The sequence below is a fragment of the Pantoea anthophila genome, assembly GCF_006494375.1.
GTDB lineage: Bacteria > Pseudomonadota > Gammaproteobacteria > Enterobacterales > Enterobacteriaceae > Pantoea > Pantoea anthophila.
This window is the reverse complement of the sequence record NZ_VHIZ01000052.1, coordinates 222,627-240,780: the sequence shown is the minus strand read 5'-3', so window position 1 is coordinate 240,780 and position 18,154 is coordinate 222,627. Positions and strand designations below refer to the sequence as shown.

17 protein-coding genes are annotated in these 18,154 nt (G+C 56.1%); 4 read left to right on the top strand and 13 right to left on the bottom strand.

What is annotated here, in order from left to right:
- Positions 1 to 787: 787 nt before the first annotated feature.
- Complete coding sequence (locus tag FJW00_RS16425) at positions 788 to 2,941, bottom strand: ornithine decarboxylase (RefSeq protein WP_046102516.1); 2,154 nt, start codon at positions 2,939 to 2,941, stop codon at positions 788 to 790.
- A 562-nt stretch (positions 2,942 to 3,503) separates the two neighbouring features.
- Here FJW00_RS16425 and acuI point away from each other — a divergent pair.
- Positions 3,504 to 4,487 (top strand): acrylyl-CoA reductase (NADPH), encoded by a 984-nt coding sequence (gene acuI / locus FJW00_RS16420; protein ID WP_111208358.1) that lies wholly within the window; start codon positions 3,504 to 3,506, stop codon positions 4,485 to 4,487.
- 27 nt (positions 4,488 to 4,514) lie between these two features.
- Here acuI and FJW00_RS16415 read toward each other — a convergent pair whose 3' ends face one another.
- Positions 4,515 to 5,012 carry a CinA family protein gene (locus FJW00_RS16415; RefSeq protein WP_140029518.1) on the bottom strand — a complete coding sequence of 166 codons (498 nt, stop codon included), beginning with the start codon at positions 5,010 to 5,012 and terminating at the stop codon, positions 4,515 to 4,517.
- A gap of 522 nt (positions 5,013 to 5,534) precedes the next feature.
- Here FJW00_RS16415 and FJW00_RS16410 point away from each other — a divergent pair.
- On the top strand, positions 5,535 to 5,831 hold the full coding sequence (locus FJW00_RS16410) for an Rdx family protein (RefSeq protein WP_009087166.1): 297 nt from the start codon (positions 5,535 to 5,537) through the stop codon (positions 5,829 to 5,831).
- Positions 5,832 to 5,841: 10 nt separating this feature from the next.
- Here FJW00_RS16410 and FJW00_RS16405 read toward each other — a convergent pair whose 3' ends face one another.
- From FJW00_RS16405 to FJW00_RS16370, 8 genes are all read right to left on the bottom strand, one after another.
- Positions 5,842 to 6,381, bottom strand: a complete 540-nt coding sequence (locus FJW00_RS16405; RefSeq protein ID WP_140924969.1) for a PadR family transcriptional regulator — start codon at positions 6,379 to 6,381, stop codon at positions 5,842 to 5,844.
- 69 nt (positions 6,382 to 6,450) lie between these two features.
- Entirely contained in the window at positions 6,451 to 7,233 is a 783-nt protein-coding gene (locus tag FJW00_RS16400; protein ID WP_140924967.1) for a siderophore-interacting protein, read from the bottom strand.
- Between the two features lie 394 nt (positions 7,234 to 7,627).
- Positions 7,628 to 7,822 (bottom strand): hypothetical protein, encoded by a 195-nt coding sequence (locus tag FJW00_RS16395; RefSeq protein WP_033736052.1) that lies wholly within the window; start codon positions 7,820 to 7,822, stop codon positions 7,628 to 7,630.
- A gap of 217 nt (positions 7,823 to 8,039) precedes the next feature.
- Positions 8,040 to 8,909, bottom strand: coding sequence for a helix-turn-helix domain-containing protein (locus FJW00_RS16390; protein ID WP_140924965.1), 870 nt, complete (start codon positions 8,907 to 8,909; stop codon positions 8,040 to 8,042).
- A 236-nt stretch (positions 8,910 to 9,145) separates the two neighbouring features.
- Positions 9,146 to 9,310 (bottom strand): DUF2474 domain-containing protein, encoded by a 165-nt coding sequence (locus FJW00_RS16385; protein ID WP_369974600.1) that lies wholly within the window; start codon positions 9,308 to 9,310, stop codon positions 9,146 to 9,148.
- Positions 9,311 to 9,329: 19 nt separating this feature from the next.
- Positions 9,330 to 10,334, bottom strand: a complete 1,005-nt coding sequence (gene cydB / locus FJW00_RS16380) for a cytochrome d ubiquinol oxidase subunit II (protein ID WP_046102528.1) — start codon at positions 10,332 to 10,334, stop codon at positions 9,330 to 9,332.
- A 1-nt stretch (position 10,335) separates the two neighbouring features.
- Complete coding sequence (locus FJW00_RS16375) at positions 10,336 to 11,748, bottom strand: cytochrome ubiquinol oxidase subunit I (RefSeq protein ID WP_111208145.1); 1,413 nt, start codon at positions 11,746 to 11,748, stop codon at positions 10,336 to 10,338.
- 786 nt (positions 11,749 to 12,534) lie between these two features.
- Positions 12,535 to 12,915: a winged helix-turn-helix transcriptional regulator gene (locus FJW00_RS16370; RefSeq protein WP_009087181.1), complete on the bottom strand. Its 381-nt coding sequence runs from the start codon at positions 12,913 to 12,915 to the stop codon at positions 12,535 to 12,537.
- A gap of 98 nt (positions 12,916 to 13,013) precedes the next feature.
- On the opposite strand from FJW00_RS16370, the gene FJW00_RS16365 reads away from it, so the two are divergent.
- Together FJW00_RS16365 and treF are read left to right on the top strand one after the other, a co-directional pair.
- The gene (locus tag FJW00_RS16365; protein WP_140924963.1) at positions 13,014 to 13,871 is read left to right on the top strand and encodes an SDR family oxidoreductase; all 858 of its coding nucleotides are present in this window, start codon (positions 13,014 to 13,016) and stop codon (positions 13,869 to 13,871) included.
- Between the two features lie 330 nt (positions 13,872 to 14,201).
- Positions 14,202 to 15,881, top strand: a complete 1,680-nt coding sequence (gene treF, locus FJW00_RS16360) for an alpha,alpha-trehalase TreF (RefSeq protein ID WP_009087184.1) — start codon at positions 14,202 to 14,204, stop codon at positions 15,879 to 15,881.
- Positions 15,882 to 15,947: 66 nt separating this feature from the next.
- Here treF and FJW00_RS16355 read toward each other — a convergent pair whose 3' ends face one another.
- The 3 genes from FJW00_RS16355 to FJW00_RS16345 form a co-directional block, all read right to left on the bottom strand.
- On the bottom strand, positions 15,948 to 16,454 hold the full coding sequence (locus FJW00_RS16355) for a ferritin-like domain-containing protein (RefSeq protein ID WP_009087185.1): 507 nt from the start codon (positions 16,452 to 16,454) through the stop codon (positions 15,948 to 15,950).
- 10 nt (positions 16,455 to 16,464) lie between these two features.
- Positions 16,465 to 16,947, bottom strand: coding sequence for a YciE/YciF ferroxidase family protein (locus FJW00_RS16350; protein ID WP_009087186.1), 483 nt, complete (start codon positions 16,945 to 16,947; stop codon positions 16,465 to 16,467).
- Positions 16,948 to 17,450: 503 nt separating this feature from the next.
- On the bottom strand, positions 17,451 to 17,615 hold the full coding sequence (locus FJW00_RS16345; protein ID WP_004571242.1) for a con-10 family general stress protein: 165 nt from the start codon (positions 17,613 to 17,615) through the stop codon (positions 17,451 to 17,453).
- Between the last annotated feature and the right edge of the window lie 539 nt (positions 17,616 to 18,154).

Sequence of the window (18,154 nt, the reverse complement as noted above, 5' to 3'; positions counted from 1 at the left end):
CGCCCAACGGGTTGGGCAGTTTCAGCTTCGCCTCTGCAGGCGACCGACAAGGGGGCGCCAGTCGCCGCGCCCCCTTGACCCCGGGCTCCGGCCTGCCTCACCGCCGCTTCGCGGTCCCTTCGCTTCTTCCGGATTTCTCACGGACCGGCAGGACGCGCCATCCCTGGCGCGAACCCGCCTCTTCGCGACATCCCTGTCGCTCGTCCTGAAATCCCTCATCCGCTCAGCGGTTCAGACGGCCTCCCTCCCCGCTGTTATCTCTTCTTTTACTGTTAAGAACTTTACTGCGGTGAGTTTTAAAGAATGTCTTTGGCTTCGGTGCAAACAGACAACGCTCCATTCAGGAGAAACGAAGATATCAAAGGCGGGGGTGTGGGAGAGGCATCCGGCGCGCTGAGGAGCAACCGGAGGCCAGGATGAGCCGACAGGACGTCGGCGAGAGGACGGCACGAGCCAGGGATGGCGAGTCCGGACGGTCCGTCGGCCACAGGGCGTGACGAAGGTACCCCGCAACGCGGGGCGCGGAGGCTGCCGGACGCCGGGATTGTTAAGGGGCGGGCGTCCGCCCCTTGACGCGTCCGCCTGCACGGGCGAACTGAAACTCCCTCACGCCTGGCGGGCGAAACCTTCTCAGAGCCAGCCCACCGCCAGGTAATAACTCCCTCACGCCTGGCGGGCGAAACCCTCTCAGAGCAGCCCACCGCCAGGTGATAACTCCCTCACGCCTGGCAGGCGAACCCCTCTCAGTGCCAGCCTGCTGCTAATCCAGCGCCTTCGCGCAGCGAAGCTACCCCCTCACCATCATATTGGCCACCAGATATTTACGTCCCTGCTCATCCTCTTCGGTGTAAACGCCCTGCAGCTCTGGCGAGAAGCCTGGCAGCAGGTTCAGCCCCTCTTCCAGGGCCAGGAAGTAGCGCTGCACTGCGCCGCCCCAGATCTCTCCCGGCACCACGCAGAGCACACCCGGCGGATAAGGGAGTGCGCCCTCGGCGGCAATCCGTCCTGCGGCCTCGGCTATCGGCACCAGCTCGACCTCACCGCGAATATACGCCTGATGGGCATCCTGCGGATTCACCCTGACCGGCGGGAACTCCGCGGCGCGGAACATCAGGCGCTGCAGATCCTTCACATTGTGACTGACGTAAAGATCGTGCATCTCCTGACAGAGGCGACGCAGAGTGTAACCGGCATAGCGTTGCGCATTTTTACGGTAGATCGTCGGCAGCACTTCGGCCAGCGGCGCATCATCCCTGACGTGCTGCTCGAACTGCGCCAGCATCGCCACCAGATTCGCCATCTTCTCCGGGCTCTCTGCTGGCGTCAGCAGGAACAGGATCGAGTTGAGGTCGCACTTCTCCGGCACAATGCCGTTTTCGCGCAGATAGTTCGCCAGAATCGTGGCCGGGATCCCGAAATCACTGTACTCCCCGCTGGCGGCATCGATCCCCGGCGTGGTCAGCAGCAGCTTGCAGGGATCGACCCGATACTGATCGCGCGCATAACCGGCAAAACCGTGCCACTTTTCCTGTGGTTCGAAGCTGAAGTAGCGCAGATCGCGGGCGATCGTCTCCGTGGGCGCATCCTGCCAGCGCTGCCCGGCCACGCGCTCCGGCACGAACGGCAGGATCATTTCGCAACGCTCCAGGATCGCTTTACGCGCATCGATCCCCAGCGTGACGCACTCATCCCACAGGCGACGCCCCGCCTCGCCCTGATGCATCCGGGCGTTAATATCCAGCGCAGCAAACAGCGGATAAAACGGACTGGTTGAAGCGTGCAGCATAAAGGCGTTATTCAGACGCTTGTGCGGACAGAAGCGGCGCTGTCCGCGAATGTGATTATCTTTTTTGTGGATCTGCGAAGTCTGTGAAAAACCCGCCAGCTGCTTGTGCACCGACTGCGTGACAAAAATGCCGGGATCGTTCTCGTTCAGTTCTAACGTCAGCGGCGAGCAGCCTTCCATCAGCGGGATAAACTGCTCATAGCCGAGCCATGCGGAATCAAACAGGATGTAATCACACAGATGACCGATGCGATCCACCACCTGACGCGCGTTGTAGACCGTGCCGTCGTAGGTGCCCAGCTGGATGATCGCCAGACGGAAAGGCCGCGCCTCTTCTGCGCGCTGGGGCGCAACCGCCGCGATCTGCTCGCGCAGATAGGCCTCATCAAAGCAGTGCGCATCAATTCCGCCAATAAAGCCGAAAGGATTGCGTGCCGCCTCCAGATAAACCGGCGTGGCCCCCGCCTGGATCAGCGCGCCATGGTGGTTCGACTTATGGTTGTTGCGATCAAACAGCACCAGATCGCCCCGGGTCAGCAGCGCATTGGTCACCACTTTATTGGCGCTTGAGGTGCCGTTGAGCACAAAGTAGGTTTTGTCGGCGTTAAATACCTTTGCCGCATACTTTTGCGCATCTTTAGCCGATCCTTCGTGGATCAGCAGATCGCCCAGTTTGACGTCGGCATTACACATATCCGAGCGAAAAACATTTTCGCCATAGAAGTCATAAAACTGTTTACCCGCCGGATGTTTCCTGAAGAACGCGCCGCCCTGATGACCGGGGCAGGCAAAGGTACTGTTCTGCATATCAACATAGCGGGAGAGCGTCTCAAAAAAGGGCGGCAGCAGCGCCGCTTCATAGGCCTGCGCGGCCGCCTCCAGCGCAATCCACTCCTGCGGATCGCCATTCAGCTCCCCGCTGACGCCGGGCAGGTGCATCACCTCCTCTTCAAAGGCGTTGGCGACAAATACCGGCAGGTCGAACCCGGTATGACGCAGCAGTGTCAGTATGCCGCTGCGGGTATCCGCCAGCGAGACGACAACCGCCGCGACATCGGTAAAGTCGGTGTTATCCAGCGTCACCACATCGCGCGCGGTGTTCAGAGTCAGACTGGGCGCCACAGCGGCGCTGGCAGCAATTTTCAGTGGAGTCATAAAGCGTCCCTAACGGCAGGGAGGAGGTGCCCGTGGCACAATCATGGGGACAGCGCCCCGGCGAAGAATGTCAGTGAAAACCGTCAGAAGGCATTGTGCAGCCGTTGAAGAGCAGATAACCGGCCGCTGCCAGGCTGGCCTCACCGCATGGGGAACCGCAGCGTGTTCAGGAAAGAGGAAAAACCGGTGCGCGCCGGAAAGAGCGAACGGTAATCCGGGCGGGTGCGCGGTGAACCGGACATGGCGACGTCCTCTGTGATGTATAAACAGGGCCAAAAAGTGGCGGTCATGATGTCATCTTTTTTTTACGTGGACAACCCGAGCCAGGCAATTATCCGGCAGGCCACAAAAAAGATAACACACTGTTTTTGATGGATAATTTACAGAAACAAATTAACAGCACGACTAATTATATGAAATATATGCAGATTTATGCAGAGTGCGATCGGCGGCTGACGATGCGCGTGAGCGGGATTCACTGCCCCCTGGCCTGACCCTTGCCCTACCGCATTGCCTCTGCCGGGCGTACACTCATCCTCACTGTCACACTCCTGGAGGATGCATGTTCAAGGCACTGATCATTGAAAATGACGAGCAGGGTTACCGCGCCCTGCTCAAAGATCTCCCCGAATCGCAACTGCCCGACCACGATGTCACGCTCGACGTCAGCTACTCATCCCTGAACTACAAAGATGCCCTGGCTATCTGCAACAAAGGCCCGATTGTGCGCCAGTTCCCGATGGTGCCGGGTATCGACTTTGTGGGCCGGGTCACCGCCAGCCGCCATCCCGACTGGAAAGAGGGAGATATGGCCCTGCTGACAGGCTGGGGGGTGGGCGAAAAACAGTGGGGCGGCCTGGCACAGAAAGCCAGCGTCAGCGGCGACTGGCTGGTGCGCGTTCCCGCCTCTCTCACTCCGCTACAGACGATGGCAATGGGCACCGCGGGACTGACCGCGATGCTCTGTGTGATGGCGCTGGAGAAACAGGGCATCACGCCTGACCACGGGCCGGTGCTGGTGACGGGTGCCAGCGGCGGCGTCGGCAGCTACAGCGTCAGCCTGCTGGCGCGGCTGGGATATGAGGTTATCGCCTCCAGCGGACGCGCCAGCGACCATGCCTACCTGATCGACACCCTGGGGGCGACCTCAGTCATCGATCGTGATGAGCTGTCGCAGCCAGGCAAGCCGCTGGCAAAAGAGCGCTGGGCTGCCGCGATAGACAGCGTGGGCAGCCACACCCTGGCGAACGTGCTGGCCGCCACCCGGCGGGACGGCGCGGTAGCTGCCTGCGGTATGGCGCAGGGTCTCGACCTGCCTGCCAGCGTCGCCCCCTTTATTCTGCGCGGCGTCACGCTTGCCGGTGTGGACAGCGTGCTCTGCCCGACACCGCTTCGCCAGCAGGCGTGGCAGCGGCTGGGTGAGCTGCTGGATGGCGAACGGCTCAGCCGGCTGAGCCGGGTTATCCCGCTGAGTGAGGCGAAACAGGGTGCGCAGGATCTGCTGGACGGAAAAGTGCAGGGCCGGCTGATTGTCGACTGCCGCTGACGGCTTCTGAAGGCGCGCTTCGCGCCTTCAGAGCGTGCTCTGCTGCAACCGTCTGATAAGCCCCTCCAGCGCGAACTGCGTGCCCTGCTCCATCACCGATTTCGGATCGCCACTGAACCGGTGGCACTCCGCCTCATCCCGGCCGTCGGGCAGGACCCAGCCAAACCAGATGGTGCCTGCCGGGGTGCCATCTTCACCGCCATCCGGCCCGGCATAGCCGGTAATCGACAATCCCACCGGCTCACCCGAGCGTGCGCAGGCACCCTGTACCATCTCCCGCGCCGTCTGTTCGCTCACCGCCGTGTGCTGTTTCAGCGTGGCGGGATGCACGCCCAGCAGACGGATTTTGGCGTTATCGCTGTAGGTCACGAATCCACTGGTGTAGAAGTCACCGCTGCTTTCCACCGCCGCCAGCGTCATGCTGATGAGCCCGGCGGTACAGGATTCGGCGGTCGCCAGATGCAGTCCGGAAGAGAGTAAAAGTGTGCCCAGTTGTTCAGCCGTTTGCGCTAATGATTTTGCCATTATGGTTTCCTTAATCGTCAGTCCGGAACTCCAGGTATAGCGCAAAATCGGTGAACAAATAGACGCAAGGCAATGTTTTTAAAGCGAAACGGTCAGATTGCCCGGCAGAAAAAAAGGCGTTCAGTTGATCAAAGCGCCCTGCTGCGAAACAGGATGAGAGTAGTCCGCCAGCCTTCGTAAATCGGTGTTTATTGCTGTCGTGATGTCTCTCAGAGCCGCAATAAATAGCGGCGCGGATGAGCACCTGCTACGCCAGCGTCGTTATCTCCCTCGCCAAAAATGAGGTAACAGAGCAGCGAATCCTTTGATTACTTGTTAGTATTCACTTGCTTGCTGACATGACAAAGACGGCGCTGCATAAAAGCCGCAAAAAAGCAGAACAGCACACTGAGCGAGACTCTGACCCGAGAAAATGGAATTAAAGCACTGTTTTAAATAGCTTTATGAGTTCATAAACGACCACAGCGCACACTTTTTTAACCTGAATGCACTGGCATTTATCAATACGTAAGGAAGAGAGTTATGGCGCAAAAACCTGTGGTAGTTATTCACTACTGTATGCAATGCAACTGGCTGATGCGGTCAGCGTGGATGGCACAGGAACTTCTGCATACCTTTGCTGAGGATCTGGCGGAGGTGACGCTGAAACCCGGCACCGGCGGTGTGTTTGAGATCATGCTGGATGAGCATCTGCTGTGGGAACGTAAGCGGGATGGCGGCTTTCCTGATGCGACCACGCTGAAACAGCGGGTGCGCGACATCTGTTTCCCGGATCGCACGCTGGGCCACATCGATAAAAACAAAACGGAGATCGGCTAAGCTATCCGGCTCAGCTGTGAGTAATTTTCTCTGCCGCGTCGTGCAGGGCCGCAATCAGCGTCTGCAACGCGGCATCAGAGATATCTTCCTGCGCCAGCCGCTGGTTCAGGGCGACTTTCAGTCCGTAAATCGCCTGCTCGACGGCGGGAATGCTGCGATTGTTGACCAGAATCGCCAGCGTGGAGAGACGCATGATCAGGCGGGAGACCGTTTCGCGGTTATCTGCCAGCAGCGCCTTACCGGCCGCCGTCAGGCGATACGCTTTGCGCGCGGCCTGAGCATCCACTACCTCAATCGCCTCCATCTCCTCCAGCAGCGTCAGGTTGGGATAGATGATCCCCGGGCTGGGGGTGTACTCCCCTTTTGACAGCTCCTCAACCGACTTAATCAGCTCATAACCGTGCGCCGCATGCTGCGACAGAAAATGCAGCATCAGCAGACGAATCTCACTCGCTTCCAGCATTTTTTCGCGGCGTTTACGCCGCCCGCCACAACCGCCTGTGCGGGCACTCGGGTCGTCAGCGGAAAAGGGCGTGGGGTGCTGTTTCATAGTCTGGCCTGCGAAAAAAGGAGCCTGATGGTAGTCTGCCGCCAGGCAAAACTCAATTGTCAGCGCCGGTTACTTCTGGTGCCAGTAGGCCACCGCCCGCACGAAGTCACTGTTGATGCCGCGCTGCATCGTGAAGTAGTCGCAGAGCGCCTTCACAAACTCACCTTCACCGGTCAGCCAGATAAAGTAATCCTCCGCCGGGAATGTCACCTGATCCAGCCGGGCAATCAGCTGGCTGAGCTGCGCGGTCTGCATCTGACCGCTGCCGAGCCAGTTCAGCGTCACGCCGGTGGTGTCCGGCAGGTAGTCACGGCCCATTGCCTCATCGGTAAAGGCGTAGAGATGCAGGGCCTGCGCCCGGGCGTCGCGCTGACGACGTGAAAAGGCGGGCAGCCCGGTTTCGTCGCAGACATAGAGCTGGAAGGCGTAATCGGCCGGCACCACCAGCGAACCGCGTGGCCCGCCGATCACTAACCGATCGCCCGGCTTCGCCTGGGTTGCCCAGTCACTGGCGACACCCTGCTGATGAATATAGAAGTCGAGCGTCAGTGACGACTCGCCATCAAATTCCAGCGGCGTGTAGTCGCGGGCCGGTGGACGCTCGCCCCCGGGCCAGACAATCGCTCCATCGGTGATCTGCGGCAGCGCCAGTTCGGCCCCTTCTGCCGTCGGGAAGAAAACCTTGATATGGTCATCGAAGCCAGGTGAGGTAAAGCCCGCCAGATCGCTGCCACTGAAGCGGATGCGCCAGAAATGCCCGGCAATCTGAGTTTTGCTTTCGACCTGGATGTGACGGAAACGCAGTTCGTTTCGGACGCGCTGCGGCACGCGCGGATTCGTTGATGCTGGCAAAATGTCTCTCCTGGAACGGGACAGATACCCGTTATTCAAAGGGTTGGCGATGATTAGTTAATAACAATCATTCTCATCTGAAGCCAGAAGATAAGCGATGATATATCTTGAGCACAATGACGAAAAATGCGATCCGACGGTTTAAGATATATTTTATACCGACGCGATGAGTGCAGGCCCTGGATTTAACAGAGAGCGGGAAGGCGTTAAGAACAAAGGTCAGCCGCAGAGCAGGCCTCGCCGGACGCGCAGCAGAGACGGCCCGGAAACGAAGCCTCAGACGCGGCAGCGGCAAATCAGAGAAGAGCGGATGTGAACAGAGAGGGGTCAGGCTGTCCGGCTCCTGATGAGCCGGGCAACGTCTGCGCCGCCGGGGCTGGCCGCGCATTCACAGTTACAGGGTATCGCCGAATCCGGAGAAGCAGTGATTACTGCTGTTCTGTTCCGGCAGCTCACCATCACCCACAATTTCATGACCGGCGCTCTGAGAGTGCGGATGCAGTCCGGCTGGCGGTGAGAAGGGTTCAGCCTGTTGTGCCATTGCCATAACGGGCAATGCCAGAATCAGTGAGATTATTAAGCGTCGCATAGGTGTCTTCGTTTGTGTTCTGGCCGTGAACGGCCTGAAATGCAGATGATTATTCCAGCCCTGCTACAGATGCACGATGATTAAGGTACAGCAGGGTTTCGGAGAAGAATTTTACGCCAGAACGGAGAGTTATTTTATAAAATCGTGCGGTTTATCACGGTTCACCGCACGAAAGATGCATCCGGCACGCCGCTGGCAGTGTGCCCTGCTCCACTGACTACGCCCGGGTAACCGGAATGGAAAAAACGCCGCTCAGCCAGTCGGGCTGACATTGCGTAAAATCGAGACTCAGCAGATCTTTGCCCTGACGGCGTGACACACCCAGTCCGGGCAGATGCTGATAATAGATATCTTCAATAAAACGCGTCAGCTGCTCTGGCCTGCCGCTCCAGCGGATGCGCGCATAGAGGCCCCGCTCTTCGCGCCAGCTGACGGTATGCTCGCCCAGCAGCGCCGCATGCTGCGGCTCCAGCGCCTGAAACAGGCTGATATTCTGCTGGTCAGCCGAGCTGTGGCCGGGTCCGTACTGAAAGCCTAACCACCCCTGCTTCACATGACTGCCCGCCAGCGCCACCAGCTGCCGCGCCTGGTCGGCTACCCGGTGTTCGCGGTCGGCGATGTAATTACCGAACTGACACTCCCACTCCAGCGTCTCGCCGCAGAGAGGCAGTTCTTCCTCGCGCTCCACCAGCGTCGCGCGCTCATCCAGCGAACGCGCCAGTATACGGCCGTGAAAGTTTTTAACCGGCAGATGAGGAAAACGGCGAAACGCGCCGGGCGTCAGCGAGAAGTGCCCTTTGAATACGCGGGTGAAGTTTTGCTGGTTATCAAAGCCAAAGCGAACGGCGATATCGATGAGCGTCATGCGCGTCAGCCGGAGCGCCATGGCGGCCATTGTCAGACGCCGTTTGCGGGTATAGGCCGCCAGCGTCTGTCCGGTCATCTCCTTGAACATGCGCTGCATGTGCCATTTGGAGTAGCCCGATTTCAGGGTGATCTGATCGATATTGAGGTCGTCGGTAAGATTGGCTTCTATCCATTCGACTAAGTCGTGAATGTGCTGTTTTTTGATGGCCTGGCTGAGCATGATGGCGATTTACGACGCGGGTTAAGACTGAGAATTTCGTTACAAAAGAATAACAAAAATCGCGAATCGGTGTAAGGAAAGGGTATGGCGAACACGCCCATGCGGGGCGATTTCGCATTAATTGCTTAGGTTACTAACTAAAAAAGGCTGGCTCCCGCCAGCCTCCTGATGATTAAAAAAATCTGCGCCGCACTGAGCCTGCGCGTTAGCAGCACCCACCGCCGTTACCGGGACAATTAATGGCTGCGCATCCCCGCCGCCGTCATCATCATCCGGAACAGAGAGGCAACAACACCCAGCGCCAGTACGCTGGCGGCATAGATAAACACCAGCCACATGACGCGCTTCCACCAGGGCGCTTTCGCGCCATTGTCAGCTTTCGTTTCGTTGTGGTTTTTCATGCTGCTGAGACTTTTCATATCAATGATATCCTGCGTCTGCTTTGATTTTTCCACGGAACACGTAGTAGCTCCAGAAGGTGTAGCCCAGAATCATCGGGATGATCAGCAGGCTACCCACCAGCATAAAGGCCTGACTCTGTGGCGGTGCCGCGGCGGCCCAGATGGTCACTGACGGTGGAATAATATTTGGCCAGATGCTGATGCCCAGTCCGGAGAAGCCCAGGAAGATCAGCGCCAGCGTCAGCAGGAACGGAGAGTAGTGCGCTTCACGTTTGATGGCGCGCACAATGCCCCACGAGCAGAGCAGCACCAGCACCGGAACCGGCAGGAACAGGAAGAGGTTTGGCTTACTGAACCAGCGATGCGCGATGTCGCCATGGGCAAACGGCGTCCACAGGCTGACAATCCCGATAACCACTAACAGTGCGATGACCAGCGGTGTCGCCAGCGCGGACATTTTGCGGTGCAGCTCATTTTCGGTCTTCATGATGAGCCAGGTGCAGCCCAGCAGCGCATAGGCCACCACCAGACCGACGCCGCAGAACAGCGGGAACGGTGCCAGCCAGTCCATGGCGGAACCGGCGAAACGGCGTCCCTCAACCGGAATGCCATCCAGCAACGCGCCCACGGCCACACCCTGACTGAAGGTAGCGATGATCGAACCGGCAATAAATGACTTGTCCCAGAAGGCGCGATGACCTTCGACCGCCTTGAAGCGGAATTCAAAGGCGACGCCGCGGAAAATCAGACCAATCAGCATGGCGGTCAGCGGGATGGTCAGCGCATCGGCAATCACCGCGTAGGCCAGCGGGAACGCGCCGTAGAGGCCTGCCCCGCCCAGCACCAGCCAGGTTTCATTACCATCCCAGACCGGCGCGACGGTGTTCACCATCATGTCGCGCTCACCGGCATCTTTATTGAACGGGAACAGCAGACCGATACCCAGGTCAAAGCCATCCATCACGATATACATCAGGGTTGCGAAGACGATAATTACAAACCAGATAATAGAAAAATCGATCATCTTAGTGGTCTCCATCCTTAAAGGTGGCAGCCGAAAGCGGACGCGCCGGCGTTTTCTTCTGTCCGGGTCCACCCTCTTCGGTGATATGACCTTCGCCAGTAACCGGTCCCTGCTTAATCAGACGCATCATGTAGTGGTAGCCCACCCCGAACACCGAGCTGTAGACCAGAATAAAGGCCAGCAGACTGATGCTCATGTGAATGTCACCATGCGCCGACACCGCATCGATGGTGCGCTGCACGCCATAAACCACCCACGGCTGACGACCAATTTCGGTGGTGAACCAGCCAGCCAGAATCGCAATCAGACCCGATGGCCCCATCAGCAGCGCAAACCACAGGAAAGGACGCGACTCATAGAGACGTCCTTTGAAACGCAGCCAGAGGCTGACCACGCCCAGCGTAATCATCAGCAGGCCCAGCGCCACCATCACGCGGAAGGACCAGAAAATAACGGTTGAGTTGGGACGGTCCTCTTTCGGGAACGACTTCAGCGCCGGAACCTGCTTGTCCAGGCTGTGCGTCAGGATCAGGCTGCCAAGGTACGGCACCTCCAGCGCATACTTCGTCCGCTCCTGCTCCATATCGGGAATACCGAACAGGATCAGCGGTGTGGCTTCACCCGGCGGGTTTTCCCAGTGCCCTTCAATCGCTGCAATTTTGGCAGGCTGATGTTCCAGGGTGTTCAGGCCGTGCGCATCACCGATCATCGCCTGAATCGGCGCGACAATCAGTGCCATCCACAGCGCCATCGAGAACATACGGCGGATAGCCGGATTGTTGTTGCCCTTCAGCAAATGCCAGGCCGCCGACGATCCCACGAAAAACGCGCTCGCCAGGAAGGCCGCCACCGACATATGGAACAGCCGGTAAGGGAAAGAGGGGTTAAAGACGATTTTGAACCAGTCCTGCGGAACCACGATGCCATTCTGAATGATGTAGCCCTGCGGCGTATGCATCCAGCTGTTAGAGGCGAGGATCCAGAAGGTCGAAATCAATGTTCCGAGGGCAACCATACAGGTGGCAAAGAAGTGCAGACCCGGCCCCACGCGATTCCAGCCAAACAGCATCACGCCCAGGAAACCCGCTTCCAGGAAGAACGCCGTCAGCACCTCATAGGTCAGCAGCGGGCCGGTGATACTCCCGGCAAAAGCCGAGAAGCCACTCCAGTTAGTCCCGAACTGATACGCCATAACCAGCCCTGAGACCACACCCATACCGAAGTTAACGGCAAAGATTTTGGACCAGAAATGGTAGAGATCGCGATAAGACTGCTCGCGGGTTTTGAGCCACATACCTTCGAGTACGGCCAGGAAACTGGCGAGACCGATGGTTATGGCGGGAAAGATAATATGGAAGGACACAGTAAATGCGAACTGAATCCTGGCCAGATGAAAGGCATCTAATCCGAACATTGCTTACCTCTTTGCCACATAGAACACCATGTATTTACTTATAATTAACAACTTAAGCCTGATGCGCGGGTTTCTCTGCGCTTATTGAAATTCCCGCCGCAAATTTAAAACTATTTGCGACGCGGAAACAGAAACAGTGGGATGAATGAAAACTATAACAGTATTTGTTGATTCTGATCATTGTTTTTAGCAGGAATTACTTATTTAAAAATAAGGCTTAAAGGTTAATTTAAGCGCACTTATGTGTCGCTAATGTTACAGTAACACCACCCGTAAAAAGAGAGACTGGTCTGAGTCAGGCCTGCATGAAAAAGGTCTTCAACAGCCTGTTTTCAGACACTATTTTGTTATAAACCCCACTCAGGTAAAGGTCAAAAATGATAGAGGAAAAATTAAATCGCTTGGTTTTTTAACAGGTTAAAACCGCAAGCTTTTATCTCTGCCGCTTTGTTTGCTTTTTCGCATAACCCTGCTAATACCGCCATTAAAACCGCATAGAAAAACCGGGAAGAAAGCGATTTAAGCGCAGCTGTAAATGTTAATAAAATGAGTCAAAAAGCAGAGCTGAATTAAACGTCACACGCAGGCCGACGATTATTCCGGACCCGCGCGAGAAAAAACGGTTTAATAAGCGGCAACGGGCCGCTGGGGTTATTTGTGCCGCCGTTGCGCTCTGCCGTTTTGGCACCGAAGAGAATCCGTCACAGCGGATGCAGCCGGAGAACTGCGCGAGCGCCTGAAGAGTGAGTCGTCGCGTGGAGACGGAGGCCGGAAAACAGAGGGGAACTACTCTGCGGCGGATTTTTCGCGCTGCGCCAGAATCCGGCTCACGTTCAGCTCCAGCCAGTCAGCCAGCCCGACAACCTGCTCACCGACTTCGCGACCCAGCGGAGTCAGGCAATATTCCACATGCGGCGGCACCACGTCATAGGCGATACGCTGCACGAAGCCATCCTCTTCCAGATAGCGCAGGTTCTGCGCCAGCATCCGCTCACTGACGCCCCCCACCGTCCGGCGCAGCGCGCTGAAGCGCAGCGTCTGACCCTGCAGCGCTAACAGGATCAGCACACTCCAGCGGCTGGTCACGCGCTTCAGCACGTCACGGGACGGGCAGTTGACGTTAAGCAGCTCACCCCGGCTAAATCTTTCACTCAGTTTTTCAGACATTTACTCCGCTCCGTTCAAACTAACAATTCTGTAAGTACTTACTAAAAATTAGTCTATCCCGTAGTCTGATTTTCACCAACCGTCACAGGAGAGAAAACATGATTGCCGTAACAGGAGCTACCGGCCAGCTGGGCCGGTTCGTGATCGATGCCTTACTGAAAAAAGTCCCGGCGGGAGAGATCATCGCTGCGGTGCGTACGCCCGCCAGAGCGGCGGATCTTGCGGCGCAGGGTGTCACTGTCCGTGAGGCTGACTACAGTAAGCCAGAGACCCTCAGGGCTGCATTTTCGGGCGTGGATAAGCTGCTGCTGATCTCCGGCAGTGAAGTGGGCCAGCGTGAAGCGCAGCACAAAGCCGTTATTGAGGCGGCGCAGGCGGCGGGTGTGGGTTTTATCGCTTACACCAGTCTGTTGCATGCCGACAGCTCACCGCTGGGGTTATCGGTTGAGCACCGCGCGACCGAGGCACTGCTGCAGGCCTCTGGCATCCCCTTTGCGCTGCTGCGCAACGGCTGGTACAGCGAGAACTATGCAGCCAGCATTGCTCCGTCACTGGCGCACCACGCTTTTATCGGTGCGGCAGGCGAAGGCCGTATCGCCTCGGCAGCCCGTCAGGATTATGCGGAAGCGGCGGCAGAAGTCATGATCCGTGACGATCAGGCCGGTAAGGTTTACGAACTGGCCGGTGATGAGAGCTACACCCTGGCGCAGTTTGCTGCGGAGATTGCCGCCCAGAGCGGCGAGAAGGTCGATTACGTTAATCTCTCACAGAGTGACTTCGCCGCAGCGCTGAAAAATGCCGGTCTGCCAGACGGCCTGGCGGAGATGCTGGCGGATTCCGACGCCGGCGCAGAGAAAGGCGGCCTGTTTGATGATTCCCGTCAGCTGAGTCAGCTAATCGGTCGCCCGACGACCACCTGGCAGGCGGTGATTGCCGCGACGCTGGCGAAACAGTAATGTGGATGGCAGGGAGCGGACAGCCTGCTCCGCTCCCTGCCCGTTTCCGTCCTCCTTCCGTTGGGTATGCCACTTTTTGCACCCTGCCAGGGCCTCTGGTTTCTTTACAAAATGTAAACAGACGCCTGTTTTCTTCAGCTTAAATTTTTTTCTTTAGTTACCTAAGAGATTCATCTGAAATGCGTTTTTTGTGAACAGCAGCATATTTGGTTGAATTGTCTGGAATTTATTCAAAAACCTCAATTAATAGACAATTTTTATTACGTTCATAGGCAATCTGCATTGTTGTTCCGCAGATTGAGAGGTCTATAATTTGTCCTTTGTGCAACCATGACCGCTCAGGAGGCCGCTATTAATACTTATCGCCAGCAACAAAATGCACTTGAAGAGGTTCGTGCCGGGGCGGAAGTTGAGTATCAATACGATCCCCATGAACTGAAACTGGATCGCATGCAGGATTCTGAACCGGAACCGGAGCTGATCGAAGGCCTGCCGGCGCCGGATGCGCTGACGCCTGCCGATCGTTATCTGGAACTGTTTGAACATGTCCAGATGTCGCGAATTTTCGAGGACAGCAAAACCTTCCCCGACTGTTCGCCAAAGTACGATCCGCTGGATGTGCTGATGCGCTATCGTCGGCAGAAACGCAGCAGTGACTTCGACCTGTCGCGTTTTGTCGCCGATCACTTTTATCTGCCTGGCGTAAATGAAAGCTTCTATGTCTCCAACCCGGATAAAACGCTCAACGAGCATATCGATGACCTGTGGCCGGTTCTGACCAAAATGCCGCAGCAGCATATGCCGCACTCATCACTGTTACCGCTGCCTAAACCCTACGTGGTCCCCGGCGGACGCTTTGGTGAAACCTACTACTGGGACTCCTACTTTACGATGCTCGGCCTGGCAGAATCGGGTCGCGACGACCTGCTGCGTCATATGGCGGACAATTTTGCGTGGCTGATCGATAACTACGGTCATGTGCCTAACGGCAACCGCACCTATTACCTGAGCCGCTCTCAGCCGCCGGTATTTGCCCTGATGGTCGAGCTGTTTGAAGAAGATGGCGTGCGCGGTGCCAAACGCTATCAGGAACAGCTGATGAAGGAGTATCAGTTCTGGATGGACGGCGCCGGTTCACTGATGCCGAACCAGGCCTATCGTCATGTGGTGCGCATGCCAAACGGCTCACTGCTCAACCGCTACTGGGATGACCGCGATACGCCGCGTGATGAATCCTGGAGCGAAGATGTGGAAACCGCGCGTGAATCTAAACGTCCGGCCAGCGAGGTCTATCGCGACCTGCGCGCCGGGGCGGAATCGGGCTGGGATTACTCCTCGCGCTGGCTGCGTAACCCGAAACGGCTGTCGAGCATCCGGACAACGCAGTTCATCCCGATCGATCTCAACGCGTTTCTCTACAAGCTGGAACTGATGATTGCCACGCTTTCGCATGCCAAAGGCGAAGAGCTGACGGCGCTGGCGTGGCAGAAAAAAGCGGAAGCGCGTAAACGCGCCATCACCCGCTACCTGTGGGACAGCACCGCAGGCGTTTTCCGCGACTATGACTGGCGGCGTGAGCGTTTTGGGGCCTTTACGGTGGCGTCAGTCGTGCCGCTGTTTGTCGGGCTGGCTACACCGCATCAGGCACATCTGCAGGCGATCTCGCTGCGCCATCTGCTGCTGAGCAACGGCGGTCTGCTGACTTCTATGGTTGAAAGCGGCGAGCAGTGGGACCGTCCAAACGGCTGGGCGCCGATGCAGTGGATGGCCGTGGTTGGCCTGAATAACTATGGCGAAGAGACGCTGGCGAGTGAAGTGGCGGTTAACTGGCTCAACACGGTCAACAACTTTTATCAGCTGCACCATAAGCTGGTCGAGAAATATGACATCAGCGGCGATCGCGCCCGTCCGGGTGGTGGCGGTGAATATCCGCTACAGGATGGCTTTGGCTGGACCAACGGGGTAACCCGCAAGTTGATGACGATGTATGGTCATCTGATGGCAGACTGACACACAGAACAGCATTGACGCAAAAAAGCCGGGGCATCCCGGCTTTTTTATGCAGACTGTTCTGCGCTATTTCTTCGCTTCCGTGCCTGGCTGTGACGCCCGCTGCAGGAACTGCTGCGTCACTTCAGGCAGATGCTGCAATAGCCACTCCGCCATTGCCACTTCCTGGTCACGGATTTCGCTAAGGATCCGTACACCCTGGGTATCCCCTACCTGTTCTGCCGCCGCAATCAGGCTGGTGTAGCTGGCGATCTCGGCATTCTCAAACACATAGCCGCTGATGGCGCCTTTCACCACTTCATCAGAGTTGAACATGCCGCCCACGGCCTGGCCGGTGGCGGCCATTTTGCCCATCGCATCTTTCATCACGGAATGATCGATACCGTGGCTGTCGAGCAGCTGTTCCAGCAATGTCAGCTGATGTTTTGTCTCGTCCAGATGCTGGGCCAGGCGCTGTTCCAGCGCCGGATAATGTTCAAGACGGCCCGACATTTTGCTCAGCATGCTTTCCGCTTGTTTTTCCATGGCATGCGCATCGCGCAGCCAGTCATGATAATGCTCAATTGCAGTCATGTGTCACTCCTTAAGAGACGGTAATCGACTCAGCGACCGAGGTCAGCTTTTCATCCGTTTGTTTTTCTTCATTCAGTGTCGCTTCCAGCAGCTCGGCGGCTTTGGTGTAGCCCAGCTTTAACGCCAGCGCATGCAGGGTGCCGTAAGTCGCAATCTCATAGTGCTCAACTTTCTGCGCTGCCCCGATCAGCCCCTGATCGCGGACTTCTCCCTTCTCGACCGAGTCGATGATCTCCTGCGCTTCCTCAACCAGACCTTCAAGCGCATGGCATTTCATACGTTTAATTTTAACTTCAGGTGTTACCTCTACCAGTTCGTCGAGGCGTTCAATCTGCACCCGGGTCTCTTCCAGGTGTTGATTAAACGCAGCAACAAGCGTTTCGTCACTGGCAGCACGCGCCATTTTAGGCAATGCACGGGTTATCTGTTTCTCAGCGCTGTATACATCGGATAAGTCATGGATGAACAGATCGTTTAACGTTTTCACTGTCATAAGATAGCCTCATTGATTAAAAAGCTGCGTCGGTAATAACGCAACGCCAGTCATATCGTTGACACATGGAAAGTCTAGTGGAGATTCTTAATATCGCACGCTTCGGTAGTATGAATTTGAGACAAAAGTGGCATGTAAAATGCATTTTCCTTTTTGCAGCAGCATGTTAGCTGAAAAGCATTTTCCACGTTACGGCTTCGCTCGCGACATCGGAATTTGTACAAGGTTATAAATCACTGTATACATTTCCGGAATCCGGCGCATAAAAAATGCACCAGGCAAAACTTCATCTGTACAAACTTTTATTAAACCGTATAGCTTTAACGAAACGGAAATAAAAAAACCGGACAGGTAAACCCATCCGGTTTAATTAAGGATATCTGTTGCTGCCAGTCATTAAGCAGCGACATAATTCAGGGGGTAATTATCTTTAAGGAAAATTAAAGAGAATCTCTGTGGCCCGCTTAACCTGTTAACCTGCTGTGATGACAGCGCTTAAGGGTTTAGCTGCGGCGACTGACCTTACCTCCTTTGCGCCCTGCCTCAATAGCCCGCTCGGGGTCATTCTTAAAGTTCCCGCCGCTTTTCTGGCCGCCTTTGCGCCCGGCTTCAGCCGCACGCTCTTTGTCAGCCGCAAAGTTTCCGGCCCCACCACGATATTGAGTCATTCTGTGTTCCTCTTTGAATTAAAAATCAGAATTTGCACAGTTAATGCTTCATCAGGCCGATTCAGCAATCTAAATGTAGACAGAAAATCGGACCGATCAAGCGAGCCAAATAAAAATCCGTCATCGCTCTGGTTTATTGGTGGCTCTGCCCTCATCCGGATTGATAACGCATTTCAACTATCGCCTTTTCCTATTCAAAAAAGCGCAACGGCGTGTCAAAACTTTATAACCAAATTCGCCGCGCCCTATTAATCGATCTTTTTCGAAAAATGTCCAATTGAAAAAATCGTAAGCGAAGCGGCTGCAACATAACTTCTTCAATATCAGGTGGTGAAGATGATCAACAAACGATCAATTTCCCTAAGCGAAGCGCGAAATAAATCCAGGCCGCGTCTTTTCAGGATCAGAATTAAGCGAAGCGCACGGCATTATGAGCATCAGGTTTAAAATGGTGAATTTGATCAATAAATGATCAATTATCATGGTTTAACGAGAATTTTAATTAAAATCATAGGCCATTTCCGGCCCTGAAATTAATG